The organism is Marinobacter excellens LAMA 842 (genome assembly GCF_001574445.1).
Lineage (GTDB): Bacteria > Pseudomonadota > Gammaproteobacteria > Pseudomonadales > Oleiphilaceae > Marinobacter > Marinobacter shengliensis.
In genome coordinates, this window is sequence record NZ_LOCO01000003.1 from 229,701 (window position 1) to 253,980 (window position 24,280).

23 protein-coding genes and 1 tRNA gene are annotated in these 24,280 nt (G+C 60.1%); 14 read left to right on the forward strand and 10 right to left on the reverse strand.

Annotated elements, in window-relative coordinates; translation table 11 throughout:
• Window positions 1–4 precede the first annotated feature (4 nt).
• Window positions 5–256, reverse strand: coding sequence for a YheV family putative zinc ribbon protein (locus tag J122_RS04645; protein WP_061331385.1), 252 nt, complete (start codon window positions 254–256; stop codon window positions 5–7).
• 55 nt (window positions 257–311) lie between these two features.
• On the reverse strand, window positions 312–2,357 hold the full coding sequence (gene prlC, locus J122_RS04650; RefSeq protein WP_061331386.1) for an oligopeptidase A: 2,046 nt from the start codon (window positions 2,355–2,357) through the stop codon (window positions 312–314).
• A 201-nt stretch (window positions 2,358–2,558) separates the two neighbouring features.
• Between prlC and J122_RS04655 the strand changes: the two genes are divergently transcribed.
• The 6 genes from J122_RS04655 to J122_RS04680 all read left to right on the forward strand — a co-directional run bounded on the left by J122_RS04655 (window position 2,559) and on the right by J122_RS04680 (window position 9,242).
• Entirely contained in the window at window positions 2,559–3,098 is a 540-nt protein-coding gene (locus J122_RS04655; protein WP_061331438.1) for a gamma carbonic anhydrase family protein, read from the forward strand.
• A 62-nt stretch (window positions 3,099–3,160) separates the two neighbouring features.
• Complete coding sequence (locus J122_RS22615) at window positions 3,161–3,406, forward strand: hypothetical protein (RefSeq protein ID WP_061331387.1); 246 nt, start codon at window positions 3,161–3,163, stop codon at window positions 3,404–3,406.
• On the forward strand, window positions 3,399–5,507 hold the full coding sequence (gene mdoH, locus J122_RS04665) for a glucans biosynthesis glucosyltransferase MdoH (RefSeq protein ID WP_061331388.1): 2,109 nt from the start codon (window positions 3,399–3,401) through the stop codon (window positions 5,505–5,507). Before J122_RS22615 ends, mdoH begins: the two co-directional genes overlap by 8 nt.
• On the forward strand, window positions 5,486–7,063 hold the full coding sequence (locus J122_RS04670) for a glucan biosynthesis protein (protein WP_061331389.1): 1,578 nt from the start codon (window positions 5,486–5,488) through the stop codon (window positions 7,061–7,063). The genes mdoH and J122_RS04670 overlap by 22 nt, the downstream gene beginning before the upstream one ends.
• Window positions 7,063–8,631 (forward strand): hypothetical protein, encoded by a 1,569-nt coding sequence (locus J122_RS04675; RefSeq protein WP_061331390.1) that lies wholly within the window; start codon window positions 7,063–7,065, stop codon window positions 8,629–8,631. The genes J122_RS04670 and J122_RS04675 overlap by 1 nt, the downstream gene beginning before the upstream one ends.
• A gap of 155 nt (window positions 8,632–8,786) precedes the next feature.
• Entirely contained in the window at window positions 8,787–9,242 is a 456-nt protein-coding gene (locus J122_RS04680) for an Hsp20/alpha crystallin family protein (RefSeq protein WP_061331391.1), read from the forward strand.
• A gap of 20 nt (window positions 9,243–9,262) precedes the next feature.
• Here the strand turns inward: J122_RS04680 and J122_RS04685 are convergent, their stop codons facing one another.
• The 8 genes from J122_RS04685 to J122_RS04720 form a co-directional block, all read right to left on the reverse strand.
• Window positions 9,263–9,580: a PA4642 family protein gene (locus J122_RS04685; protein ID WP_058091841.1), complete on the reverse strand. Its 318-nt coding sequence runs from the start codon at window positions 9,578–9,580 to the stop codon at window positions 9,263–9,265.
• A 109-nt stretch (window positions 9,581–9,689) separates the two neighbouring features.
• Entirely contained in the window at window positions 9,690–10,523 is an 834-nt protein-coding gene (locus tag J122_RS04690) for a flagellar motor protein MotB (protein WP_058091840.1), read from the reverse strand.
• 3 nt (window positions 10,524–10,526) lie between these two features.
• Window positions 10,527–11,300, reverse strand: a complete 774-nt coding sequence (locus J122_RS04695) for a motility protein A (RefSeq protein WP_061331392.1) — start codon at window positions 11,298–11,300, stop codon at window positions 10,527–10,529.
• A 35-nt stretch (window positions 11,301–11,335) separates the two neighbouring features.
• On the reverse strand, window positions 11,336–12,163 hold the full coding sequence (aroE, locus tag J122_RS04700; protein WP_061331393.1) for a shikimate dehydrogenase: 828 nt from the start codon (window positions 12,161–12,163) through the stop codon (window positions 11,336–11,338).
• Window positions 12,153–13,082 (reverse strand): oxygen-dependent coproporphyrinogen oxidase, encoded by a 930-nt coding sequence (gene hemF / locus J122_RS04705; RefSeq protein WP_061331394.1) that lies wholly within the window; start codon window positions 13,080–13,082, stop codon window positions 12,153–12,155. Before hemF ends, aroE begins: the two co-directional genes overlap by 11 nt.
• An 8-nt stretch (window positions 13,083–13,090) precedes the next feature.
• The gene (locus J122_RS04710) at window positions 13,091–13,663 is read right to left on the reverse strand and encodes an L-threonylcarbamoyladenylate synthase (RefSeq protein ID WP_058091836.1); all 573 of its coding nucleotides are present in this window, start codon (window positions 13,661–13,663) and stop codon (window positions 13,091–13,093) included.
• A 45-nt stretch (window positions 13,664–13,708) separates the two neighbouring features.
• Window positions 13,709–14,854, reverse strand: a complete 1,146-nt coding sequence (gene dprA / locus J122_RS04715; protein WP_061331395.1) for a DNA-processing protein DprA — start codon at window positions 14,852–14,854, stop codon at window positions 13,709–13,711.
• Between the two features lie 85 nt (window positions 14,855–14,939).
• On the reverse strand, window positions 14,940–15,956 hold the full coding sequence (locus J122_RS04720) for a LysM peptidoglycan-binding domain-containing protein (protein WP_061331396.1): 1,017 nt from the start codon (window positions 15,954–15,956) through the stop codon (window positions 14,940–14,942).
• A 296-nt stretch (window positions 15,957–16,252) separates the two neighbouring features.
• On the opposite strand from J122_RS04720, the gene def reads away from it, so the two are divergent.
• The 8 genes from def to J122_RS04760 all read left to right on the forward strand — a co-directional run bounded on the left by def (window position 16,253) and on the right by J122_RS04760 (window position 24,273).
• A complete protein-coding gene (def, locus tag J122_RS04725; RefSeq protein ID WP_082780516.1) occupies window positions 16,253–16,759 on the forward strand; it encodes a peptide deformylase in 507 nt (168 codons plus the stop codon).
• Between the two features lie 80 nt (window positions 16,760–16,839).
• Window positions 16,840–17,775, forward strand: a complete 936-nt coding sequence (fmt, locus tag J122_RS04730; protein WP_061331398.1) for a methionyl-tRNA formyltransferase — start codon at window positions 16,840–16,842, stop codon at window positions 17,773–17,775.
• Window positions 17,776–17,777: 2 nt separating this feature from the next.
• Complete coding sequence (gene rsmB, locus J122_RS04735; protein WP_061331399.1) at window positions 17,778–19,079, forward strand: 16S rRNA (cytosine(967)-C(5))-methyltransferase RsmB; 1,302 nt, start codon at window positions 17,778–17,780, stop codon at window positions 19,077–19,079.
• Window positions 19,076–20,479, forward strand: coding sequence for a Trk system potassium transporter TrkA (gene trkA / locus J122_RS04740; RefSeq protein ID WP_061331400.1), 1,404 nt, complete (start codon window positions 19,076–19,078; stop codon window positions 20,477–20,479). The genes rsmB and trkA overlap by 4 nt, the downstream gene beginning before the upstream one ends.
• A 135-nt stretch (window positions 20,480–20,614) precedes the next feature.
• The gene (glyQ, locus tag J122_RS04745; protein WP_058091829.1) at window positions 20,615–21,637 is read left to right on the forward strand and encodes a glycine--tRNA ligase subunit alpha; all 1,023 of its coding nucleotides are present in this window, start codon (window positions 20,615–20,617) and stop codon (window positions 21,635–21,637) included.
• A complete protein-coding gene (gene glyS, locus J122_RS04750) occupies window positions 21,637–23,718 on the forward strand; it encodes a glycine--tRNA ligase subunit beta (protein WP_061331401.1) in 2,082 nt (693 codons plus the stop codon). Before glyQ ends, glyS begins: the two co-directional genes overlap by 1 nt.
• 87 nt (window positions 23,719–23,805) lie before the next feature.
• Window positions 23,806–23,882, forward strand: a tRNA-Pro gene (locus tag J122_RS04755).
• A gap of 106 nt (window positions 23,883–23,988) precedes the next feature.
• Window positions 23,989–24,273 carry an ArsR/SmtB family transcription factor gene (locus J122_RS04760; protein WP_061331402.1) on the forward strand — a complete coding sequence of 95 codons (285 nt, stop codon included), beginning with the start codon at window positions 23,989–23,991 and terminating at the stop codon, window positions 24,271–24,273.
• Window positions 24,274–24,280 lie beyond the last annotated feature (7 nt).

The following is a 24,280-nucleotide window of genomic DNA, read 5'->3' on the forward strand; positions in this document are numbered from 1 at the left end:
AAGGTCAGTCCTCAGAGCCAGCCTTAAAAAACACCACCTGCTTCACCGTATGGTCATCGGTATTGGCCTTCTTGTTCACCCGGGTTTCAATCTCCGGAGCCTCCGGCTGCGGCTGGTCAGACAAGGCATCGGTATAGCCGCAGGCCACACACTCGCGAATCTGGTCACCGGCCTCGGTGGTGAACATCGTAATCTTGTCCATCTCCGCGCAGCGGGGACATACCGCGCCGGCGATGAAGCGTTTCGGACTTGCCATAACTCTACTCCAGTAACACACCCGGTTGCCGGTACGACAACCGGGGTGGATTGTATCAGGCAGCTTCGTCCGTGATGCCGGATTGTTTCAGCAGGGCATCCACCTGCGGTTCACGGCCCCGGAAGGCTTTGAACAGTTCCATGGGCTCCTGGGAGCCGCCTTTTTCGAGGATGTTGTGCAGGAAGGCCTGGCCGGTTTCCGGGTCGAAGATGCCTTTTTCCTCGAACAGGGAGAAGGCATCGGCCGCAAGCACCTCAGCCCACTTGTAGCTGTAATAACCCGCCGCGTAACCACCGGCGAAGATGTGGGAGAAGCCATTGGGGAACCGGTTGAACTCCGGCGCCTGGACCACGGCGATTTCTTCCCGCACCTTGCGGTGCATATCCAACGGATTGGTGGGGGCCACGTCGGTGAACTCCGCGTGCAGGCGGAAGTCGAACAGCGAGAATTCCAGCTGCCGCACCATGCCCATGCCGGACTGGAAGTTCTTGGCCGCCAGCAGTTTCTGCAGCAGGTCTTCCGGTAGTGGTTCGCCGGTTTCGTGGTGGCTGGCAATCAGCGCCAGCGATTCCGGGTTCCAGCACCAGTTTTCCAGGAACTGGCTGGGCAGCTCCACCGCATCCCAGGCCACGCCGTTAATGCCCGACACGTCCATCACCTCCACCTGGGTGAGCATGTGGTGCAGGCCGTGGCCGAATTCGTGGAACAGCGTGGTGACTTCGTCGTGGGTCAGCAGCGACGGCTTGCCGTCCACCGGCGGGGTAAAGTTACAGGTCAGGAACGCCACCGGCAGCTGCAGCTTGCCGCGCATATCGCGCCAGCGCACCCGGCAGTCGGCCATCCAGGCACCGCCGCGCTTGCCTTGGCGGGCGAACAGGTCCAGATAGAACCAGGCAATGGGCTGGCCGTTACGGCTGATGCAGTAAGCTTTGGCGTCTTCGTGCCAGGTTTCTACGTCTGCGTGCTCTTCAATTTGCACATCAAACAACTTCTCCGCCACCCGAAACAGGCCCGGCACCACTTTATCCACCGGGAACCAAGGGCGCAGGGTTTCCGGGGAGATGTCGTACTGCTTCTGGCGCAGCTTTTCGCTGTAGTAGCCGATATCCCAGGCCTGCAGGTCGTCTACACCGTATTCATCTTTCACAAACGCCTTCAACTCGGCAAACTCTTTCTCTGCCTGGGGCTTGGACTTGGCCGCCAGCTGGTTCAGGAACGCCAGCACCTCGTCGACACTCCGGGCCATCTTGGTGGCCAGGGAACGCTCGGCGTAGTTATCAAAACCCAGCAGCTGGGCCAGCGCATGACGCCGCTTGAGGATCTCTGCCATTACCGGTGTGTTGTCCCAGGTAGCCGCATCCGGGCCCTGGTCTGAGGCGCGGGTCACAAACGCCTCGTAAACCTCCCGGCGCAGTTCCCGGTTGTTGCAGTAGGTCATCACCGGGTAGAAACTGGGGAAATCCAGGGTGATCACGTAGCCATCCAGGTCCTTCTGCCGCGCCGCCTGCCTGGCGCCCTCAATGGCGGTTTCCGGCAGGCCGGACAGCTCGTCTACGTCGGTAATCTGCTTGAACCAGTGCTGAGTGGCATCCAGCACGTTATCACTGAACTTGTTGGACAACTCCGCCAGCTCCCGGGACAGGTCCGCGTAACGCTTCTTCTTGTCTTCCGGCAAGTCGACCCCGCCCAGGCGGAAATCCCGCAGCACGTTCTCGATGGATTTACGCTGAGGTTCACTCAGATCTTTGAAGTCGTCCCTTGTGGCCAGTTTCTTGTATGCCTCACACAGGGCACCGTTCTGGCTGACTTCGGTACTGTACTCGGTCAGCTTCTCCAGACAGTTCTTGTACACCTTGCGCAGGTCGTCGTTGTTCATCACGCCGTTCAGGTGTGAAATGACTGACCAGGCGTTGCTGAGCTTGTTCTCTAACGCTTGCATCGGCTGGGCCAGGGTGTCCCAGGTGGGATCTTCCTGCTGGGACAGCTCGGCAATTTTCATTCGATTCTCGCTGAGAATCTGGTCAATCGCCGTTTCCATGTGCTCGGTGCGAATGTGGCCGAACTTCGGCAGCAGATCGTCAGTCAGTAGCGGGTTATTCATAAGTCCCCTTCTCAGCTGTTCGTGAATAAGATAGCTTGCACCAAGCTACGGGGTGCCGGTGGGGGATGGCTTTCAGAAACTGTGCGGAGCCATGGATGGCGGAGCCCAAGCGCCACATGGATGTGCCGAAGGAGCGTGTTTCTGAAAGCCATCCCCCACCGGCGCCTTGCACCGTATTTGGACAGCATTGAGGTATATGTAATGGCAAATGTACGAACTCACAAGGGTATCACACCACAATTTGGTGAACGGACCTGGGTAGATGAGAGCGCCGTGGTCATCGGTGATGTGGTCATGGGCGAAGACTGCTCGGTCTGGCCCATGACCGTCATCCGCGGTGACATGCACAAAATCCGCATCGGCGACCGCTGCAGCATTCAGGATGGCTCCGTTCTGCATATCACCCATGCCAGCGACTTCAACCCTGGCGGCTGGCCGTTGATCATTGGTGATGACGTGACCGTTGGCCATAAAGCCCTTTTGCATGGCTGCACCATTGGCAGCCGGGTGCTGGTGGGTATGGGCTGCACCGTTATGGACGGCGCAGTGGTGGAGGACGACGTGATTATCGGGGCCGGCACCCTGGTGCCACCGGGCAAACGGTTGGAATCCGGCTACCTTTACGTGGGCTCGCCTTGTAAGCAGGCCCGGGCACTGTCAGACAAGGAACGCACGTTCTTCAAATACACCGCAGCCAACTACGTTAAGCTCAAGGACCAGTATCTTAATGACGCGTCATAAAGTGGTCTGAATACCGGGACGCTTCCGTATGTTTCCGAGCCGTTACAAGCCGGGAGACAACCGTGGATCTGACAGACACCACCCATCAACGTGCATTGCTTTATCTTCATGCCATGCGGCACGACGCCTGCCCCGTTGGTCTGTCCCGCCTGCAACACGTGGTTGACCGGTACTGTTACGGGGCAGGCAATGCAAATCTGAGCCATGTTCTGCCTGCCATTCAGCGTTCTCTTTCGACAGACACTGACAAGCACCAGGCTACCCCGCCGAAACTTACCCGCAGCCGGATCGGGTACCAGGGTGACTGAACCCCGTTGGCAGACTGTCGCCTACAAGCGGCGCGCTTTGCTCGCACTGCTGGTGCTGGGGCAGACAACTTTCGGCGTTTGGCTGCTTTCCCATAGCCTGTCCATGACCCAGCAGGGGTGGCCCGCGGTACTGTTGGTTGTTCTGTTTTCCATTCTGTTTACCTGGATAGGCCTCGGGTTCTGGACCGCGGTGTTCGGCTTTGCAATGCTCAGGCGCGGGGGCGATCCCCACAGCCTCAGCCGCCGGTTCTCAGGGTGTGCGGGCGCCGGGTCGTTCAAAGGCCGGCTGGCGTTGGTGATGCCAGTCTGTCACGAACCGGTGCAACGTTCCCTCGGTAATCTTCAGGCTGTGTATCAAGAGCTTGAAGACAAGGGCTGGCACAACCAACTTGATGTCTATGTGTTGTCCGACAGTCAGGACCCGGAAGTCTGGCTTGAGGAGCAGGCAACCTGCGCTGAATTGAGCGCCGGTATGGCTGCCGGCAACCGGCTTTTTTACCGCCGCCGGCGAGTGAACCTGAACTTTAAAAGCGGCAACATCGCCGATTTCCTCCGACGATGGGGTGCCCGATACCGTTACATGGTGGTGCTGGACGCCGACAGCCTGCTCACAGCCTCAGCGATTGAAAAACTCGTTCAGTTGATGGAACAGCGTCCCCGGGCCGGCATTATCCAGACCGCACCCAGGCTGGTACGGGCAGATACCCGCTTTGCCCGGCTGCAACAGTTCGCCAATCGGTGCTATGGCCGAATCCACAGTGCCGGCCTGGCAGCCATTCAACTGGGTGATGCCAATTACTGGGGCCACAATGCCATTATCCGGGTAGCACCGTTCATGGCCCACTGCGGTTTGCGAAAGTTACGGGGTTGGGGGCTTTTTCGTGGCCCGATATTGAGTCACGACTATCTCGAATCTGCGCTTATGGGCCGCGCCGGTTTCGAGGTGTGGCTGGAACCGGCCATCGCCGGCAGCTATGAGGAATCACCGCCCACCCTCGGAGACGACCTGATTCGCGACCGTCGCTGGTGCCGGGGCAACCTGCAGCACCTGGTCCCCTTGCTCACGATGACCAAGCTGCGTTTTGCCCACCGCCTGGCGCTACTCACCGGCATTCTGGCTTATCTGGCCTCACCCCTGTGGTTGGCGTTTCTTGCCTTGTCTGGCTACCTCGCCATGGCGGGAACACCGGTTAGCCAACCGTTGCCCGGGCTGATCGGGGTGTCGTCCACAGGCTGGAACCTGGCTGGTGCCTGCCTGATCGGGCTCACCGTAACAACGCTGCTGGGCCCGCGGATTCTGGCACTGGTAGACCAGTGCCTTGCCCGGCGCGAGAGGCTGTTTGGTGGCCGGTGGCGGATGGCAGCCAGCACGGTCATTGAAACCCTGATATCACTGATACTGGCACCCATCCGAATGATCGCCCATAGCGGCCATGTCGCCGGTGCAGTCGTGAATAGCAGCTTGCGTTGGCAGGGGCAGAATCGAACCGGTGCCGGTGGGCTGGAGGAAGCGCTTCAGCACTTTGCCCGGCCCGCACTGGTGTGCGCCGGCGTACTGATTTTGATCCAGTGGTTCAGCCCGAACCTGACGCTCTGGGCCCTGCCGGTCACGATTCCGGTGCTGATTGCGCCGTTACTCACGGTGTGGCTAGCGGGCAAGCGCACCGGCCAACAAATGGTCATTCCCGAACAGGCATCCCCTGTGCCAGTCATCGCTCGCGCTTCGATGGACCACCCGCAGAACAATCGCCTGCCATCACTGAGCTGGTTCGAACAGACAGTGCTATCTCCCCGTTACCACTGTTGGCGGCAACGCCAACCCGGCCCCTCCGGGGGGAGCAAGCAACGGGTGTTGAATGCCCTGGTCAACCAGTGTGCAGCACAAGGCCCCGACGCACTCACCAGCAGCCAGATCAGCCTGCTCTGCGACCACCCTAAAGCCATGCAATCTCTGCATCTCAAGGCTTGGCAGTCTGAGCCCGACTCACCTTGGGGTAGGGCACTTGCCCGACTGAGCCTGAACCTGAGCCCGATACAAACCGCTACTCACACCCACAGAAACCAACCGGAGCACTCCCCATGGATCGGCGTCGCCTCCTGAAATTCGGACTGGCACTGGCCGCTGGTGCCCCCCTTGCCCTGTCCGGCACCGGGCGAGTACTGGCCAGCGTTGCCGGCTCCGACGGGCAGGTTTTTAGTGCCCGTTGGCTCCGGGAACACGCCCGGATATTGGCGGCCCAACCTTATCGCGCCCCCCAGAGCCCCCTGCCGCCAAGCCTGCAATCCCTCAATTGGGACCAATATCAAGCCATACGCTACCGGCCAGAACAGGCACTTTGGCGGGAACGAGACAGCGCCTTTCAGCTCCAGTTCTTTCATTTGGGCCTCTACTTCCAGGAGCCCGTGCACTTCTACGAAGTGGTCAATGGCAGGGCCCACGCCTTGCCCTACCGGAACGAAAACTTCGACTATGGCGACAACGACGCGTTTGATGACCTGCCAGACAGCCTCGGCTATGCCGGATTCCGCGTGCATTTTCACCAGGACTTCAGCCGAGACATCGCCGCATTCCTGGGAGCTAGCTATTTCCGGGCAGTAGGCGAGTCCCGCCAATACGGCTTGTCTGCCCGGGGCCTGGCGATCAATACCGGGCTGCCGCAGCCAGAGGAGTTTCCTCGCTTCACCACCTTCTGGCTGGAGCGCCCCGGCGCAGGCGACCTGTCACTGACGGTCCATGCCCTGCTGGATTCGCCGAGTGTGACCGGCGCCTACCGGTTTGTGATTCATCCCGGTGCCAACCTGAACATGGACGTGGAGGCCACCCTGTACCCGCGCAGGGAGCTGACACGCTTCGGGCTTGCGCCGCTCACCAGCATGTACCAGACCGGTGAGAATGATCGGCGCATGGCCAATGACTGGCGCCCGGAAATCCACGATTCCGATGGCCTGGCCATCTGGACCGGCGACGGTGAGCGCATCTGGCGCCCGCTGACCAACCCGGAGCAGGTGACGGTCAGCCATTTTATCGATAACCAACCCCGGGGCTTTGGCCTGCTTCAACGGGATCGGGATTTCAGCAACTACCAGGATGACGGTGTGTTTTACGAATTGCGGCCCAGTCTTTGGGTAACCCCCCGAGGTAACTGGGGCGAGGGCGCCGTGATGCTGGTGGAGATCCCGACGCTCGATGAAACCTTTGACAACATCGTGGCCTTCTGGAATCCGAAGGAGTCCTGGCGGCCCGGAGAAGCCTATCCCATAGGGTACCGCCTCACCTGGGGCGAAACCATGCCGGATCAAAATCCGGAGCTTGGCGCGGTGGTCGCCACGCGCACCGGTATTGGAGGTGTTATTGGCCAGCCCCGAACCTACTTTTCCCGGCGCTTTGCGGTGGACTTTACCGGCGGGAGCCTTTCAATGATGGACCGTCATGCCGGGGTCGAGGCAGTCGTGAGTGCCAGCCGGGGCAAAGTAGAACTGGTATCGGCCAGGCCGCTGCACGCCATCAACGGCTTCCGCGCCATGTTTGATCTAATTCCGGATGATGACACCAGCCCGATAGACCTGCGCCTTTACCTGAGAATAGGCTCCCAGGCACTGACTGAAACCTGGCTGTACCAGTACGCGCCACCGCCGCCAGAGGCCCGATCGCTTTGATGCTGGCCGCCTTTGTATTGCTTAACGGGCTGTTGCTGCTACCCGCCCTGGCACTTCCGGGCCCGGCGCCCTGGCTGGCGCTGGAAGCCCTGATTATCTGGTGGCTGTTACACCAACTACCCAACCAACGTGACCGACTGGCGATGCTGTTTTCAGGCATTTACGCCCTGATGGTCTGGCTGATTGCGGCCGATGCGCTGGTCCGTCAGAGCCTGGGGCGGGGCCTGAATCTGTATCTGGAAGTGAGCTTGCTGGATGCCGCCTGGCATCTGCTCCGCACCAACCTGGGTATCCCGGGGGCCGTACTGGTTGTGGTCGCGCTGATCCTGACGGCGGCGCTCGTGGCCTGGGTGTTTCGCCGGCTCGGACTGCACCTCGCCCGAACGCTGCCGTTACGGGGGCGGGCCCTGGGGCTCAGCGCCACGGCATTGCTCACGCTGGCCATACTGACCCCTTGGGTAGGGAGCCCGGCCCTGGCCTTCGTCGCCAATCAGGGATCGTTGATCAAACACACGCATCAGGCCACCTCGGCTTTTCGTGCCGGCCTGGAACAACAACCAACCGCCAGCCGGCAACCGCGCGCACTGCCGGGCCTGGCCAATACCGATGTGGTATTGGCCTTCGTGGAATCCTACGGCATCTCCGGGCTTACCGATGAACGTTACCGGCCGGTATTGGGCCCCAGGCTGGCCACCTTGGCCGAACAGCTGGATAGTGCCGGCCTGACCGTCGCCACCGGCCGCCTGAAAGCACCCATCCAGGGCGGGCAATCCTGGCTCGGCCATCTCTCGGTGCTCAGTGGGCAGTGGATCAACACCCAGATTGCCTATGAAGCGCTGCTGAGCAGCAACTACGCCACGTTGATCGATGATTTCCGGGTGACCGGGCATCAGACCATGGCGGTGATGCCCGCCATCACCCGGGAATGGCCGGAAGGTCAGCTATTTGGCTACCACCGCATTTATGATCAAGACGCGCTCGGTTACCAGGGGCCAGCGTTCAACTGGGTCACCATGCCCGATCAGTATACCTGGCACCGGTTCGAACAGCTGCGACAGGCAACGCCGTCCCCGGTGTTCGCGGAGCTGGCACTGATCAGCAGCCACGCTCCCTGGGTGCCGATACTGCCAGTGCTGGACGATTGGGACAGCATTGGAGATGGCCAGATTTTCCAGCAATGGGAAGGCGCTGGCGAGGCGCCCGCCTCGCTCTGGCGGGATCCGGAGCGGGTTCGGGAACATTATATTCAGGCCATCGATTACGCCCTGGCCGTTGCCGGAGACTACGCGGCTCGCTATCTCACTGACGGGTCACTGCTGTTCATACTGGGTGATCACCAGCCGGCGCCACTGATCACTGGAGACGATGCCAGCAGAGATGTGATCATCCATGTGATCAGCCGCAACCCGACACTGGTAAAGCCTTTTCTGAACGGAGACCTGCCAGGATTCCGGCCAGGTACCCTGCCGGATGAGCACACCGATGGCGCCCCCATGAGCCGATTTCGGGCATTTCTGCTCGCGCAGTTTGGCGAACCCTCAAGGCCCTTGATGCAGGTCAAAAAGTAAACAGAGGGGTGCTTGAAAACAAACCGGGCGATCCTATATTCGTGAATAGCAGAAGTTCACGGAGTCCATCCGGCTGGCGCCACCGGTATGGAGCTGTTCCGCGAGCGAAGCTGATGAAAATCTCAGGTTCGACATCGTTAAAGGAGGAGTTCCCTATGAGCAATCTGACCCGCTGGAATCCGATCGGCGAATTCGAAGACATGATGAACCGCTACAACCGGGTGTTCGGGCTCGCACGCACCAATGGCGAACGGGAAGGTAAAGACCTGTTCAGTCGCAGCGACTGGGCCCCGGCTGTGGATATCAAGGAAACGGCCGAAGCCTTCACTGTGGAAGCCGAATTACCCGGCATGAACAAGGACGATGTGAAGGTGACAGTGCACGATGGCGTGCTCACCATTCAGGGCGAGCGCAAGCACGAGGAAGAGACCAGTGACAAGAAGCACCACCGCATCGAGCGGGTCTACGGTAGCTTCCTGCGCCGGTTCACGTTGCCGGACAATGTGGACGAGAACAGTGTGAAAGCCAACTTCAAGGACGGCCTGCTGACTTTGAGCATCCAAAAGGCCGAACCCAAAGAGCCCAAAGCCATCGAAGTAGAAGTGCAGTAAGGCGATGTTCGGGCCGGGGCTCAGTTCCCGGCCGTTGCCTTTTGTTTTGCGCCGGCTTTTTCCAGAGCCCGGGCGTAGTCGCTGCTGCGACGGTGCTGTGACACCCGGTCCAGGATGGTCTGGCCGTGCTCATCTTCGGCGTTTAGATCGCGTCCGGCTTCCACAAAGAACGCCAAAAACCGTTCGAAATCACCTGCCCGCATGGACTCATAGGCGCGAATCAGCACGAAATGATCCGGGTTCAGGTTCTTGTCCCAGGGTGACAGATCGAGAAAGCTTTTAACCCGCTCGTCACTCCACTCTTCTCCAATAACCTTCGGTTTATCTGGTCCGCTCATGCTGAAAACTCCCGTTATCTGCCAAGGTTTGAGCGGCACAGTATAAGGCTTTGAATCTGCATCACTTATATAAATGCACTATGAGAATCTGCACTCAGGCTATAAGCGTTCAGGGGATGATTTCCACAGGCAAGTCGCGGGTGGGCACGGCATCGTCACACTCGGGATTACGAACCGATATTTCAACCCGCCGGTTCACCGCCCGGTTCTCCGCGCTATCATTGGCCACCAACGGCCGGGTTTCGGCACGGCCGGCCGCCACAACCCGCTCAGCCGGTACCTGGCGGTTCAGCACCAGTTCGTGGACGACAGATACCGCCCGGGCAGCAGACAAATCCCAGTTTGAGCGATACACGCTGCTGGATATGGGCACATCGTCGGTGTGGCCAGACACCACCACATCCCCGGTACAGGCCGACAGCACGGTAACCACCCGTTCGATGATCGGAATCATACCCGGCATGATGGCGGCATCGCCAGAACGAAAGGTGGCTTCTTCGGAGAAACGGATAACCACCTGGTCTTCATCGTAATTGATGTGCAAGGTATCGGAGGCAACTTCGGTTTCCAGCTCCTGGATCAACCGGCTGGCCAAGTCCAGGACACCACCGGGAATCTGTCGGGTTTCCGAGCGCTCGGTTCGCTCGTCAATGAACTCCGGCTGATCCTGCAGGTTTTCAGAAGGCTCCGGCAGCGATACGGTATCGGCTTCAATCAGGGTCAGAGGTGTACCGCCGATGTCCTCGGCCACCACATTGCTGGAGCCAAACGCCAGGGACATGGAGTTCGCCATGGCCCGGTACTTCTCGATATCCATCTCGGCGAACGACAACAGCAGGATAAAAAACGTCAGCAACAGGGTTGCCAGATCCGCGAAGGTGACAATCCAGTCGGGCGTACGCTTTTTGAGTGCGTTTTTTTTCAGTGGCCGCGCCGGTTGCAAACCTCAGGCCTCCCGCTCCGGTTCCAGGTTGGTCCGGTGCTCTGGTGTTACGTAAGACGACAGCAGCTCCGTCATAACCCGGGGGTTCTCGCCACGCATGATGCTCTTGATGGAGGTGATAATGAGCATCTGGTTGCGGGAATCGTCTTCCGCCTTGAGTTGCAGTTTATCGGCCAGGGGCAAGGCAATGAGCTGGGCAATAAAGGCGCCGTAGAGTGTGGTCAGCAGGGCAATGGCCATGGCCGGGCCAATGGACGAAGGGTCATCCAGAGTGTTCAGCATCTGCACCAGCCCCACCAGCGTACCCAGCATACCGATGGCCGGCGCGGATTCACCAATACCCCGAAACACTCGCTCAGCCACTTCATAGCGCTCTGCGGTTTGCTGGGTTTCCTGAAGCAGGGCTTCCTCCACCAATTCCGGCGGGTGGCCATCTACACACAGGTTGATGGCTTTTTGCAGAAATTCATCGTCGGTTTCGTGGTTTTCCAGGCCCAGGATGCCCTCTTTGCGAACCACCCGAGCCAGTACACCCACTTCCCGGATCAGTTCCGCCGGACGGGGCAACCGGTCAGTAAAAGCCGAACGAAAAGCCAACCGGAAGGCGCTGACTACCGAGGGCATTCGGAACTTGATCAGTGTCACTGCGAAGGTGCCACCCAGAACAATCGCCAGTCCGGGCAGATTCAGGAAGGTGATGACCGTGGCGTTGGCCAGCATCGCCAGGACAACAATCAGGATTCCGGCAAGCAATCCGACAAGCGTGAGAATGTCCATGAACAACCCTTATGAAACGGCCGGAACCCGCGGCCTCAATCGGTTCGCAATTCTTCAATCACCGGCGCGGTTTCCGGACGCACACCCCGCCACACAAAAAACGATTCTGCGGCCTGTTCCACCAGCATTCCCAGGCCGTCATGCACCCGACGGGCACCGTTATCCAGGGCCCACTGATTGAAGGTGGTGGTCTGCAGAGAATACATCATGTCGTACACCACCGTAGCCGGCCCGATCACATTTGCAGACACCGGGGGCAAGTCTCCCTGCAGGCTGGCGCTGGTGCCATTGATGATCAGGTCAAACGGTTGATCCGGTGCCTCGAATCCACAGGCACTCAACACCGTTGTGCCGGCTTCTTTCGCAAACAGCCTGACCAGTGCCTCCGCCTTGGCCACCGTCCGGTTGGCGATGGTGAGCGCTGCCGGCTGTTCGGCCAGTATCGGGCCAATGACGCCCCGAACGGCACCGCCAGCGCCAAGTACCAGTACCTTCAAGCCTTTCAGCGCCACCCCGTGATTGTTCTGCAGATCACGGACTATACCGACGCCATCTGTATTATCGGCCACCAGCTCGTTTTCTTGATCCAGGTAAAGGGTATTGGCGGCACCGGCTTTCTCTGCCCGAGGCGTCCGGTGGTCCGCCAGGGTCCAGGCCTGCTCCTTGAAGGGCACCGTTACATTCAGGCCCTTACCGCCCCGTTCAAAAAAATGCCGCACGGTGCCGGAAAACTCATCAATCGGAGCCTGAATGGCGGTGTACTCCACCGGTTCGCCAGTCTGGCAGGCAAACAGGCTGTGAATCCTGGGCGACTTGCTATGGCTGATGGGGTTACCCACCACCGCGTAGAGTTCATTGGTCATTGGCGCCCTCCAGCCAGTTATGGCCCGTCAGGAAGTAGTCTGTCAGCCTGGCTTCTTCGCTGCCGGGCTCCGGCTGCCGGTCATAATCCCAGCGCACCAGCGGCGGCAGTGACATCAGAATGGACTCCGTGCGACCACCAGACTGCAGGCCAAACAGGGTGCCCCGGTCATATACGAGGTTGAACTCCACATACCGACCGCGGCGGTAGAGTTGGAATTCCCGTTCCCGCTCGCCCCAGGGCTGGGCCATCCGGCGCCGCACAATCGGCTCGTAGGCTTCTATGTAACTGTCGCCTACCGCCTGCATAAAGGCAAAGTCCCGGGCAAAATCACCGGTATTGAGATCGTCAAAGAACAATCCACCCACACCCCGGGGCTCCTGTCGGTGTTTCAGATAAAAATAGTCGTCACACCATTGCTTGAACCGGGGGTAAACGTCATCACCAAACGGGGCACAGGCGTTGCGGGCGGTCTGGTGCCAGTGCACGCAGTCTTCCTCGTTGCCGTAGTAGGGCGTCAGGTCATAGCCACCGCCAAACCAGTACACCGGCTCGGCATCTTTTGGCGTGGCGATGAAGAATCTCACATTGGCGTGCGAGGTCGGCACGTAGGGGTTTTCCGGATGGATCACCAGTGACACGCCCATGGCCTGCCAGGGTGCCCCGGCCAGCTGGGGCCGATGCGCGGTGGCGGAAGCCGGCATGGTGTCGCCCATCACATGGGAGAAATTCACACCCCCCTTCTCGATCACCTTGCCACCGCTGATCACCCGGCTGATACCGCCACCGCCTTCCGGTCGCTGCCAGCTGTCACGGATAAACGTTGCCCCGCCATCGACCGCCTCAAGCCGCTGACAGATGCGTTCCTGAAGCCCAATCAGATAGTCTTTGACGGCTTGGGTATCCGGCTGCTGTGACATGCACTCTCCTAGCGAAACTGTTTTCCAGTGACAATATCGATGATTCGGCTGGGCTTGCGGTTGCCACCCAGTGCTCCGGGCACAATGCGGTCCAGCTCATCACCGAAGTAACGGCGTACGTGCCAGATGCTGCGGGCCGGCGCCCGGCCAGCGGGGTTGCAGGACGTGGACACCAGCGGCATACCGGTGGCATTACACAGAGCCTGAACAACCGGATGGTCACTGACACGAACCGCAATGGTGCGGTGCTTGCCGCGCACCCAGTCCGGTACCTGCTCGAGCACATCCGGTACCAGGCAGGTGATTGGGCCCGGCCAGTGCTGCTCGGCTTCCCATTGCAGCACCCGGGGCAAAGGGTCCAGCAGAAAGCGCACCTGATCAATAGACGCAGCCACCAGAATCATGCCCTTGTGCATCGGGCGCTGCTTTAATTCGAGGATGCGCTCAACCGCCTCGCGGTTCCAGGGATCACATCCCAGCCCCCAGACGGCCTCGGTGGGATAGGCAATAACGCCGCCGGCCAGAACGGTGCGGCGGGCACAATGGAGCTGCCATGAATGCAGGGGAGACGTCGCTGACATAACGAAATTGTACTATCCGGTTGGTCGAACCCAAATAATGCACCGTCAGCCCGCCCGGAGATAACCACCGGGAGCGGAATTAGCCAGCCCTTCCAGCTCCAGCAGCAACAAAGACTGCATCAGCTGATCGGCTGGCAGGCCCGTGGCCTGGCTCAGTGCATCGGTAGATTGTGGATCATACCCCAAAGCCTCAAGCACCGCGATTTCCCGACTGTCCAACCCGGACAAATCCCGCTCTGCAGGGCCGGTTTGATCACATTCCGATGCGGGCTGCATCGACCACCAGGTGCCCAGTTCCTCCAGAACGTCATCAGCGGTCTCCACCAGCCTTGCGCCCTGTTTGATCAACTGGTGACAACCCCGAGCCACCGGGCTGTGCACCGAGCCGGGAATGGCGAACACCTCGCGCCCCTGTTCCAGCGCGGTTCTCGCGGTGATCAGCGAGCCACTGCGCAGGCTGGCCTCAACCACCAGCACGCCACGGCTCAGGCCACTGATAATCCGGTTCCGTTGCGGAAAGTGGGCGGCCCGTGCCTGTGTTCCGGGCGGGTATTCCGAGACAATAAGCCCCTGCTCAATGATGCGCCCCGCCAGCTTTCGGTGTTGTGCGGGATACAACCTGTCGAGACCGCAGCCCACCACGGCAATGGTCGGAAAACCGGCATCCAGGGCGCCGGCATGGGCGGCACCGTCAATCCCCAGGGCAAGGCCACTGGTGATCAGAAGCCCGCGCCGGCTCAGTTCGGCGGCAAACTGCCGGGCGTGCTCCAGGCCAGCCCGGGTGGCATTGCGACTGCCGACAACGCCAAGCTGGTCCTTGTGTAGTAAGTCGGGATCACCCCGACCGTACAGCAACAACGGGGCGTTATGAATATGCCTGAGTGCATCCGGATATCCGGCTTCACCATACCCCATCAGGAAAATTCCGGACGCCCGGCAGGCCGAGCGTATCCGGTCTGCCTCCACCAACACTGGGTGGCCGGCATCGTCAGCCTGCCAGGCCATCACCGCATCGATGGCATCGGTGGCCAACCCCAGGGCTTTCAGGGTGGCGGCGTTCATTTCGAGGATATCAGTCAGCTGGTCGGTGTTGGCGAGTACCCGCTCACGCAGGCGAAGGCCAAACCGGGGCAGTAGAGACAACAGGAGCCAGCGGTCGCTGGCCGAATCCAGACAGTTACGTACAGACATCTTTTTTCATCCTTGAAAACGACAATGGCCGGGCGCTCCGGCCCGGCCATTCTACCTCATTACAGACAAGCCCATGCAGGGGTGATCAGGGGTTCTTGACCCGATCACCCACCGCCAGCGGGCGAGTCGCCTGAAGAATCAGGCCATAGCTCATCTTTTCGTAAGACTGGAACACCATCAGCAGGCCAGCCCGCTCGGACGGCAGCTCAATGGTTTCACCGGTGACCGGGTCACGGACCAGGTTACCGCTCTTCATAACTGCCAGCACGTGGCCCGGCATCAAGCCCTCACGTTCGCCGCGGTTGATGGCCACCACGTTGTACTGACCGATCTGGTTAACACCACCATCCACGGAAATCATCCGGCCCTCAATCTCCTCGTCCGGAGAGCTGGGCACGAAGTTCGTGGTCAGGCGACGATCTTCGTTGACCAGCAGGCGGTCACCGATGCGCACTTCCTCGCTGGAACGGGTCAGGGTCATGGTCAGTACATCACCGTTTTCCGCGGTAATGTTACCCTTGGCGATGCTGCGCGCTTCCAGCCCCAGGAATTCACCGGTTTCAGGATCCACAAATTCCTTGCTGCGACGGAAAACGCCAACCCGGTCAGCCGGCTTCTGGCCACGGGCATAAACCCGGTCACCGGCACCGGTGATGATGCGACCATCTTCGCCTTCCAGCACGTAAGGTGCGCCGTTGATTTCAGCCGGAGAGACAATGCGGGTGTCGGTCAGGAAGCTGCTGATGGCATCCAGCGGGATGGCTGGAATCGGGGTATCGATCGCTTCGGAACGGATTTGCGGTGACAGCTTGACGACATCGCTGGTAGACACCTTGGTAATACGGGGCTTGCCATCGATGTACACCAGCGCCAGGCGATCACCCGGGTAAATCAGGTGGGGGTTGGCAACCTGCGGATTAACGTGCCAGATTTCCGGCCAGTACCAGGGGTTGTTCAGGAATCGCGCTGAAATGTCCCAGAGGGTGTCCCCTTTGACGACAGTGTAACGCTCAGGATGATCAGACCTGAGCTCGGGTTGTGCCTGGGCCCAGGAGGTAAACAGCAGCGCCGTCGCTGCCAGAGCGTACAACAATTTCCTCATTGTCTATATCCTTGATCGCGTGCCTTGAATCTTTGCGTTGGGTAACGTCGCAGCGGTATCCCCGCAGCTTATTACGTTGTTATTCCCGTTACTATAGAAGATGTTCGGGTATTTGTGATGTTATCTTTTGTTCTTCCAGTAAATTCTTCAGTATGGCTGAAAGATTTTAACTATTAACTGATCAGTTTGTACTCAATCGACAATTTATCGGATAATAGAGCCATTACGTTCTCCCCATCATAGATTCGTGGAGAAAATTTGCGCAGACCGCCGTCGCATTTCAGAGAAGCCAAAGCATTATGATTTTAGAGATTCTTGAGTACCCGGACCCGCGCCTTCGCACCATCGCCAAGCCGGTGGACGAGGTGACCGACGACATCCGCAAGCTGATCGACGACATGTTCGAGACCATGTACGATGCCCCCGGCATTGGCCTGGCGGCTACTCAGGTCAACGTGCACAAACAGATCATCGTGATGGACCTGTCGGAAGACAAGAGCGAGCCCCGGGTGTTCATCAACCCGAAAGTGGAAGTACTGGATGGCGAACTGGAAGCCATGCAGGAAGGCTGCCTGTCGGTACCCGGCTTTTATGAAGACGTAAAGCGCATCGAGCACTGCCGGATTACCGCCAAAGACCGTAACGGCGAAGAATTCGTGCTCGAGGCTACCGGCCTGCTGGCGGTGTGCATCCAGCATGAAATGGACCACCTGAACGGCAAGCTGTTCGTGGATTACCTCAGCTCGCTCAAGCGTAACCGCATTCGCAAGAAGCTGGAAAAGCTCCACAAGCAAAGCGCCTGAGGCGCCAACAGCACAGAACCGAATTCAGACCGGGTTACGACCCGGTTTTTTCGTATCAACGACACAGAGAAGCAACCACCGTGCGCATTGTTTTTGCCGGAACGCCGGATTTTGCCGCCACTGCCCTGAAAGCCCTTCTGGAAGCCGGCTATAACCTGGTGGGCGTGTACAGCCAGCCAGACCGCCCCGCCGGCCGGGGCCGCAAACTGATGCCCAGCCCGGTCAAACAGGTCGCCCTGGACGCCGGCATTCCTGTATTCCAACCGGTCAGCCTGAAACCGGAAGACGCCCAGCGGGAACTGGCTGCGTTAAAGCCAGATGTGATGATTGTGGCCGCTTACGGCCTGATCCTGCCCAAAGCCGTGCTGGATATCCCCACCCACGGCTGCCTGAACATCCATGCCTCCTTACTGCCACGGTGGCGCGGTGCCGCTCCAATTCAACGGTCTATTGCCGCCGGCGATGCCGAAACCGGCATTACCATCATGCAGATGGACGAAGGCCTGGATACAGGCGATATGCTGTTGAAAACCAGCACCCCGATCCACGCCGACGACACCGGCGGCAGCCTGCATGACCGCCTGGCGGACATGGGCGGCAAAGCGATTGTGGAAGCCCTGGTGCAACTGGCAAACAGCGAACTGGCCCCTGAGCCACAGAATGATGCCGACGCCAACTACGCCCACAAACTGTCCAAGGAAGAAGGCCACATCGACTGGTCCCGCAGCGCCATCGAGATCGAACGCTTGATTCGTGCCTTTAACCCCTGGCCCGGCACCTTTACCGATCTCGGCGAACAACGCATCCGCCTTCATCACGCCACCGCACTGGAGCATAGCAGTGACAAGGAGCCAGGCACCGTGATCAGTCGCGAGAGAGAAGGCGTTGACGTCGCCTGCGGCACCGGTACCCTGAAGATTACCTCGGTGCAGTTACCCGGCAGCAAAGCCCAGAGCATCAGCGACCTGATCAACGGCGGCAAGCAGGTGCTGCTGCCCGGCCAGGAGCTGAACTGACCATGGCCTACCAGCCCCTGCCATTCCGTGCCGTCGCTGCCAATGTGTTGCTGGCAGTGGAAAGCGGCCAGTCATTGACCCAATGCCTGCCGCCAGCCCTGAACCAGTTACCCCCGGAACAACGGCCGCAGCTACAAGCGATCTGCTACGGCACCTGCCGCTGGTTTCACCGGCTTGAGGGTGAGCTGAACCAGCGCCTGAAAAAGCCCCTGCGCAAACCGGACCGCGTTGTTCATCACCTGATGCTGGTGGCCCTGTTCCAACTGCGGTTCAGTGAACAGGCCACCTACGCCGTGCTGAACGAAACCGTGGAAGCCTGCCGGGCGCTGGACAAACCGCACCTCACCGGCCTGGTCAACGGCGTGTTGCGGGCTGCGGAAAGGGAAGGTGCGCCGGAGCCGAAAGACGACAGCAGCCGCTACAGCCATCCGGTGTGGATGGTGGAAAAGCTGCGCCACAACTGGCCGGAAGACTGGCAGGCCATTCTTGGCGCCAACAACACCCAGGCGCCCATGACCCTGCGGGTAAACGCGCTGCGTTTCAGCCGTGATGAGTACCTGAAGCTACTGTCTGAGGCAGGTATCGAGGCCAAACCTACCCGTTTCGCCCCCCACGGCATCCAACTGGATCGCCCGGTGCCGGTAGAACGTCTGCCCTGGTTTGAAGACGGCGGCGCCAGCGTTCAGGACGAAGCCGCGCAACTGTGCACCACTCTGCTGGACCTGCAACCAGGCCAACGTGTACTGGACGCCTGCGCAGCTCCCGGCGGCAAAACCTGCGCCATTCTGGAGGCCTGTGGCGAACTGGACGAAGTGATTGCCATCGACGAATCCGCCGAGCGCCTGCCCCGGGTGCAGGAGAACCTGGACCGGCTCGACCTGCACGCCACCCTGACACAGGCCGACGCCGCCGATATCGACAGCTGGTGGGATGGCAACCCGTTTGACCGCATCCTGCTGGACGTACCCTGCAGCGCCACCGGCGTGATCCGCCGGCACCCGGACATCAAGCTGCTGCGCCGCGAATCCGACATCGTACCGTTGGCCAGCATCCAGCTTGGCCTGCTGGACGCCATGTGGTCTATCCTGAAACCCGGCGGCAGGCTGGTGTACGCCACCTGCTCGGTGTTTCCTCAAGAGAACCACCGTATAATCCAGCGATTCCTGAAACAACAGACTCAGGCAAAGCTGATCAGCATCGACGCAGACTGGGGCAGGGATATGACCACCGGGCGCCAATTGCTGCCAGACCCGGACAGCCACGACGGCTTTTTCTATGCCGTGCTGGAGAAACCTGAACTATGAAAATCCTGATACTCGGTGCGGGCCAGGTAGGCGGCACCCTGGCGGAAAACCTCGCCAATGAAGCCAACGACATCACGGTGATTGACAGCGACAGCGCCCGCCTTCGTGAGCTTCAGGACCGGCTGGACATTCGCACCATGCACGGCCGCGCCTCCTACCCCACGGTACTGCGCCAGGCCGGCGCCGAAGACGCCGACATGGTGATCGCCGTAACCAACAGCGACGAAACCAATATGGTGGCCTGCCAGGTGTCCAAGCTGTTGTACAAGACACCCACCACCATCTGCCGAGTGCGGGCCAATGCCTATCTGGCCAAATCCGAGCTGTTCTACCGTCGTGACATGGACAAAGACCTGGACAGCCTCCGGGGCTTTCCCATCGACGTACTGATCAGCCCCGAACACCTGGTCACCAAACACATTACCCGGCTGATCGAGTACCCGGGCACCCTGCAGGTGCTCGAGTTCTCCAAGGGCCTGGTCAGGCTGGTGGCCATACGGGCGACCAAAGGCGGGCCACTGGTCGGCCATGAGCTGTCCTACCTGCGCACCCACATGCCCAAGATCGATACCCGGGTGGCCGCGATTTTCCGGAAAGACCGGGCCATCATGCCCCAGGGCGACACCGTCATCGAAGACGGCGACGAGGTGTTCTTTATTGCCGCCTCCGATCACATTCGCTCGGTCATGAGCGAGCTTCAACCCCTGTCCAAACCCTACAAACGCATTTTTATCTGCGGTGGCGGCAACATTGGTTACCGGCTGGCCAACACCCTGGAAAGCCGATACCAGGTGAAGATTCTTGAGCGTGACCATGACCGCTGCGTGATGTTGTCCGAACGTTTACGCAAAACCGTGGTGCTGGAAGGCAACGCCGCCGACAAGGACATCCTGCTGGAAGAGAACATCGAAAACACCGATGTGTTCTGCGCCGTCACCAACGACGACGAAGCCAACATCATGGCATCCCTGCTCGCCAAGCGGCTGGGTGCCCGCAAGGTGCTGACCCTGATCAACAACCCGGACTACGTCGACCTGATCCAGGGCGGTGATATCGATGTCGCCATCTCGCCCCAGCAGACCACCATCGGCAGCCTGCTCACCCACGTGCGCCGGGGCGATGTGGTGAACGTTCACTCGCTGCGCCGGGGCGCCGCGGAAGCCATTGAGGCCATCGCCCATGGTGATCACCGGTCATCCAAGGTGGTCGGCAAGCGCCTGGACGAAATCAATCTGCCACCAGGCACCACCATCGGCGCCATCGTTCGCCACAACGAGGTACTGATTGCCCACGACCATATCCGGGTGCAGCCCGATGACCACGTGATCCTGTTCCTGGTGGACAAAACCCGTATCCGGGACGTGGAAAAGCTGTTCCAGGTGGGCCTCACCTTCTTCTGATTGATCTCAAGCAAAACAACACCCTGGCTGGCACTTAGAAATGCAACGCCAGCCAGCGTATAATGCGCGTTTTCAAATTTCGGAGTGCCCCGCAAACCGGGGCGCCACACACAGACTGACCAGCAGGCAAACGTCGTGACAGACAAGGCAACCAACAACTCCGCGCCGGACATCAAGACCTTCCAGGGTCTGATCCTGGCACTGCAGAATTTCTGGGCGCAGCACGGCTGCGTGGTTCTCCAGCCCCTGGACATGGAAGTGGGCGCCGGTACTTTTCACCCGGCCACCTTCCTGCGTTCCATCGGCCCGGAAACCTGGAACTCCGCCTACGTCCAGCCCAGCCGCCGACCCACAGACGGACGCTACGGCGAGAACCCGAACCGCCTGCAGCACTACTATCAGTTCCAGGTGGTTCTGAAACCGTCACCGGACAACATCCAGGAGCTGTACCTGGATTCCCTGCGCGCCCTGGGCCTGGACCCGCTGGTACACGACATCCGCTTTGTCGAAGACAACTGGGAATCCCCCACGCTCGGCGCCTGGGGCCTGGGTTGGGAAATCTGGCTGAACGGCATGGAAGTGACCCAGTTCACCTACTTCCAGCAGGTGGGCGGCCTGGAATGCTACCCGGTCACCGGCGAGCTGACCTACGGGCTTGAGCGTATCGCCATGTACCTGCAAGGCGTGGACAGCGTGTACGACCTGGTGTGGACCAAAGGCCCGGACGGCGTGGTCACCTACGGCGACGTGTTCCATCAGAATGAGGTGGAGCAATCCACCTACAACTTCGAACACGCCGACACCGAATTCCTGTTCCACAGCTTCGACGTGTACGAGCGGGAAAGCGCCCGCCTGATCGAAGCCGGCCTGCCACTGCCTGCCTACGAACAGGTACTCAAGGCCTCTCACACCTTTAACCTGCTGGACGCCCGCCACGCCATTTCCGTGACCGAGCGCCAGCGTTTCATCCTGCGTGTACGTACCCTGGCTCGCTCCGTTGCCCAGGCCTACTTCGAGAGCCGTCGCAAACTTGGCTTCCCGCTGGCACCCGAGCATCTTCGCAAGGAAGTGCTGGCCGCCGCCGAGGCTGCTGACGCCAAAGCCAACAAGAAGGGCAAGAAAGCCAACAAGGCACCGCAGGAACAGGGGAACGCATAATGGCAACACAGGATTTTCTGGTCGAACTGGGCACCGAAGAGCTGCCTCCGAAAGCCCTCAAACCGCTGTCTGACGCCTTCACCCAGGGCATCGTCAAAGGCCTGGAAGAGGCGGGCGTGGCCTTCGGCAAGGTCGAAGCCTTCGCCGCCCCCCGTCGCCTGGCTGTGCGCATTCGCGACCTGGCCGATGCCCAGCCAGACAAGCCGGTAGAGAAGCGTGGCCCGGCGGTGAAAGCCGCCTTTGATGACGCCGGCAACCCCACCCGGGCCCTGACCGGCTTTGCCACCTCACTGGGCATCACCCCGGACCAGCTTGATACCCTGGAAACCGACAAGGGTGCCTGGCTGGTGTATCGCACCGTGGAGCAGGGCAAGCCAACCGTAGAGCTGATGCCCGAACTGGTGGATAAATCCCTGGCGGCGCTGCCGATTCCCAAGCGCATGCGCTGGGGCGCCCACAAAACCGAATTCGTGCGCCCGGTACACTGGCTGATCCTGCTGTTCGGCAACAAAGTGATCGACACCCCAGTCATGAACCTGAAGCCCGGCAACAAAACCCGTGGCCACCGCTTCCACTGCCCGAAAGAGCTGATAGTGCCGACCCCGGCCGACTACGAAGTGGTGCTGAAGCAGGAAGGCTACGTACTGGCCGACTTCGCCGAACGCCGCGAACAGATCCGCCAGGGCGTTGCCCAACTGGCAGAGAAAGAAGCCAGCGGCAAAGCCGTGATCGACGAAGACCTGCTGGACGAAGTTACCGCCCTGAACGAGTGGCCGGTGCCACTGATGGGCCGCTTCGAGGAGCGCTTCCTGGATGTGCCCGCCGAGGCGCTGATTTCCTCCATGAAGGAGCACCAGAAGTACTTCCATGTGGTGGACGCCAGCGACAACATGCTGCCGCTGTTCATCACCGTGGCCAATCTGGAAAGCAAAGACCCGGCCCAGGTGATTTCCGGTAATGAGAAGGTGATTCGCCCGCGCCTGTCCGACGCCGCGTTCTTCTACGAGACGGATCGCAAGACCAAGCTGGAAGACCGCATCGAGGCCCTCAAGCCCATCGTGTTCCAGGACAAACTCGGCAGTATTTACGACAAATCCGTGCGGGTGGCTGCGCTGGCGAAGAAGATCGCCGACGCCATCAACAGCGACCCGGCCCTGGCCGAGCGTGCGGCCATGCTGGCCAAGACCGACCTGGTCACCGAGATGGTGCTGGAGTTCACCGATCTGCAGGGCATCATGGGCCAGTACTACGCCACCAATGACGGCGAACACGCCGACGTGGCCAAGGCCTTGAACGAGCAGTACATGCCACGCTTTGCCGGCGACGACCTGCCCACCACCCTGACCGGCTGCGCCGTGGCCATCGCCGACCGCATTGATTCCCTGGTGGGCCTGTTCGGCATCAACCAACCGCCGTCCGGCACCCGGGATCCGTTCGCCCTGCGCCGGGCATCCCTGGGTGTGCTGCGTATCATCATCGAGCGCCAGCTGCCCCTGGACCTGCAAACCGTGTGTGAGTGGGCCGAGCAGAACTTCACCGTGCTGACCGAGAAGAATACCGCCAGCACCGTGGTGGACTACATGCTAGAGCGCTTCCGTGCCCACTACGACGAGCAGGGCATCGGCGCCGAAGTGTACCTGGCCGTACACGCCCGCCGCCCAACCCGCCCGCTGGACTTCGACCGCCGGGTGAAGGCCGTGGAAGCCTTCCGCCAGCTGCCGGAAGCCCTGGCCCTGGCCGGCGCCAACAAACGGGTGTCCAACATCCTCACCAAGCAGGGTGGCGACAGCATCGGCGAGACGGTGGATAACACACTGTTGCAGGATACCGCCGAGAAGACCCTGGCCGCGAAAGTAGAAGAGCAGGCGCAGAAAGTACTGCCGCTGTTCGAGCAGGGCGACTACGCCAGCGCGTTGACCTCCCTGGCCAGCCTGCGCGAGCCGGTCGACACCTTCTTTGACGACGTGATGGTGATGGCAGACGACGAAGCCGTGCGCGATAACCGCCTGGCACTGCTCAACCGCCTGCGCAACCTGTTCCTGCGAGTGGCCGATATCTCCCTGCTGCCAACGGCCAGCTGAAGAACCGCTCCGCAGTTATACGGATAAATTTCCCCAGGGACGGGGGTAGTAAAACGGCCGGCAATCCGTATAATACCGGCCGTTGATCGGCGTGTAGCGCAGCTTGGTAGCGCACTTCGTTCGGGACGAAGGGGTCGGAGGTTCGAATCCTCTCACGCCGACCATTTTCCCTCCTAAAAGCTCGTGCCCGTTATTTCTCTTTCGCCTGTAGCGGATCTTGACAACATCACTCACTCGGCATACATTTCGCGAAAAGGCGAAGTGAATGGTATGACCCTCTCAAACGATATACAGAAGTTCTTACAGGCACTGAGCAACCCGAACCGCCAGCGCATCATGCTGCTGTTCGCGGAGCAACCCGTACTCACGGTGGGCGACGTCGCATCTCGCACCGACCTGGGTATGTCGACGGTGTCTGAACACCTGAAGCAACTACGGGAAGCGGGCTTGCTCAACGCCGAAAAGGTCGGAAAGGAAGTGGAGTATCGGGTAAACGTTGCCCGGATTCAGGATCTGCTTAACCAACTGAACGGATTTCTTGGCCAGTGCTGTTAATAGGACA

Bases quoted from the DNA above. Each gene is read 5' to 3' on its own strand.
- J122_RS04645 (WP_061331385.1), bottom strand. From the start codon at position 256: ATGGCAAGTCCGAAACGCTTCATCGCCGGCGCGGTATGTCCCCGCTGC.
- J122_RS04685 (WP_058091841.1), bottom strand. From the start codon at position 9,580: ATGAGCGGACCAGATAAACCGAAGGTTATTGGAGAAGAGTGGAGTGAC.
- dprA (WP_061331395.1), bottom strand. From the start codon at position 14,854: ATGTCTGTACGTAACTGTCTGGATTCGGCCAGCGACCGCTGGCTCCTG.
- J122_RS04720 (WP_061331396.1), bottom strand. From the start codon at position 15,956: ATGAGGAAATTGTTGTACGCTCTGGCAGCGACGGCGCTGCTGTTTACC.
- J122_RS04760 (WP_061331402.1), top strand. From the start codon at position 23,989: ATGACCCTCTCAAACGATATACAGAAGTTCTTACAGGCACTGAGCAAC.
- hemF (WP_061331394.1), bottom strand. From the start codon at position 13,082: ATGTCACAGCAGCCGGATACCCAAGCCGTCAAAGACTATCTGATTGGG.
- aroE (WP_061331393.1), bottom strand. From the start codon at position 12,163: ATGACCAATGAACTCTACGCGGTGGTGGGTAACCCCATCAGCCATAGC.
- trkA (WP_061331400.1), top strand. From the start codon at position 19,076: ATGAAAATCCTGATACTCGGTGCGGGCCAGGTAGGCGGCACCCTGGCG.
- J122_RS04670 (WP_061331389.1), top strand. From the start codon at position 5,486: ATGGATCGGCGTCGCCTCCTGAAATTCGGACTGGCACTGGCCGCTGGT.
- J122_RS04710 (WP_058091836.1), bottom strand. From the start codon at position 13,663: ATGTCAGCGACGTCTCCCCTGCATTCATGGCAGCTCCATTGTGCCCGC.
- rsmB (WP_061331399.1), top strand. From the start codon at position 17,778: ATGGCCTACCAGCCCCTGCCATTCCGTGCCGTCGCTGCCAATGTGTTG.
- J122_RS04655 (WP_061331438.1), top strand. From the start codon at position 2,559: ATGGCAAATGTACGAACTCACAAGGGTATCACACCACAATTTGGTGAA.
- J122_RS04675 (WP_061331390.1), top strand. From the start codon at position 7,063: ATGCTGGCCGCCTTTGTATTGCTTAACGGGCTGTTGCTGCTACCCGCC.
- prlC (WP_061331386.1), bottom strand. From the start codon at position 2,357: ATGAATAACCCGCTACTGACTGACGATCTGCTGCCGAAGTTCGGCCAC.
- glyS (WP_061331401.1), top strand. From the start codon at position 21,637: ATGGCAACACAGGATTTTCTGGTCGAACTGGGCACCGAAGAGCTGCCT.
- J122_RS04695 (WP_061331392.1), bottom strand. From the start codon at position 11,300: ATGGACATTCTCACGCTTGTCGGATTGCTTGCCGGAATCCTGATTGTT.
- J122_RS04680 (WP_061331391.1), top strand. From the start codon at position 8,787: ATGAGCAATCTGACCCGCTGGAATCCGATCGGCGAATTCGAAGACATG.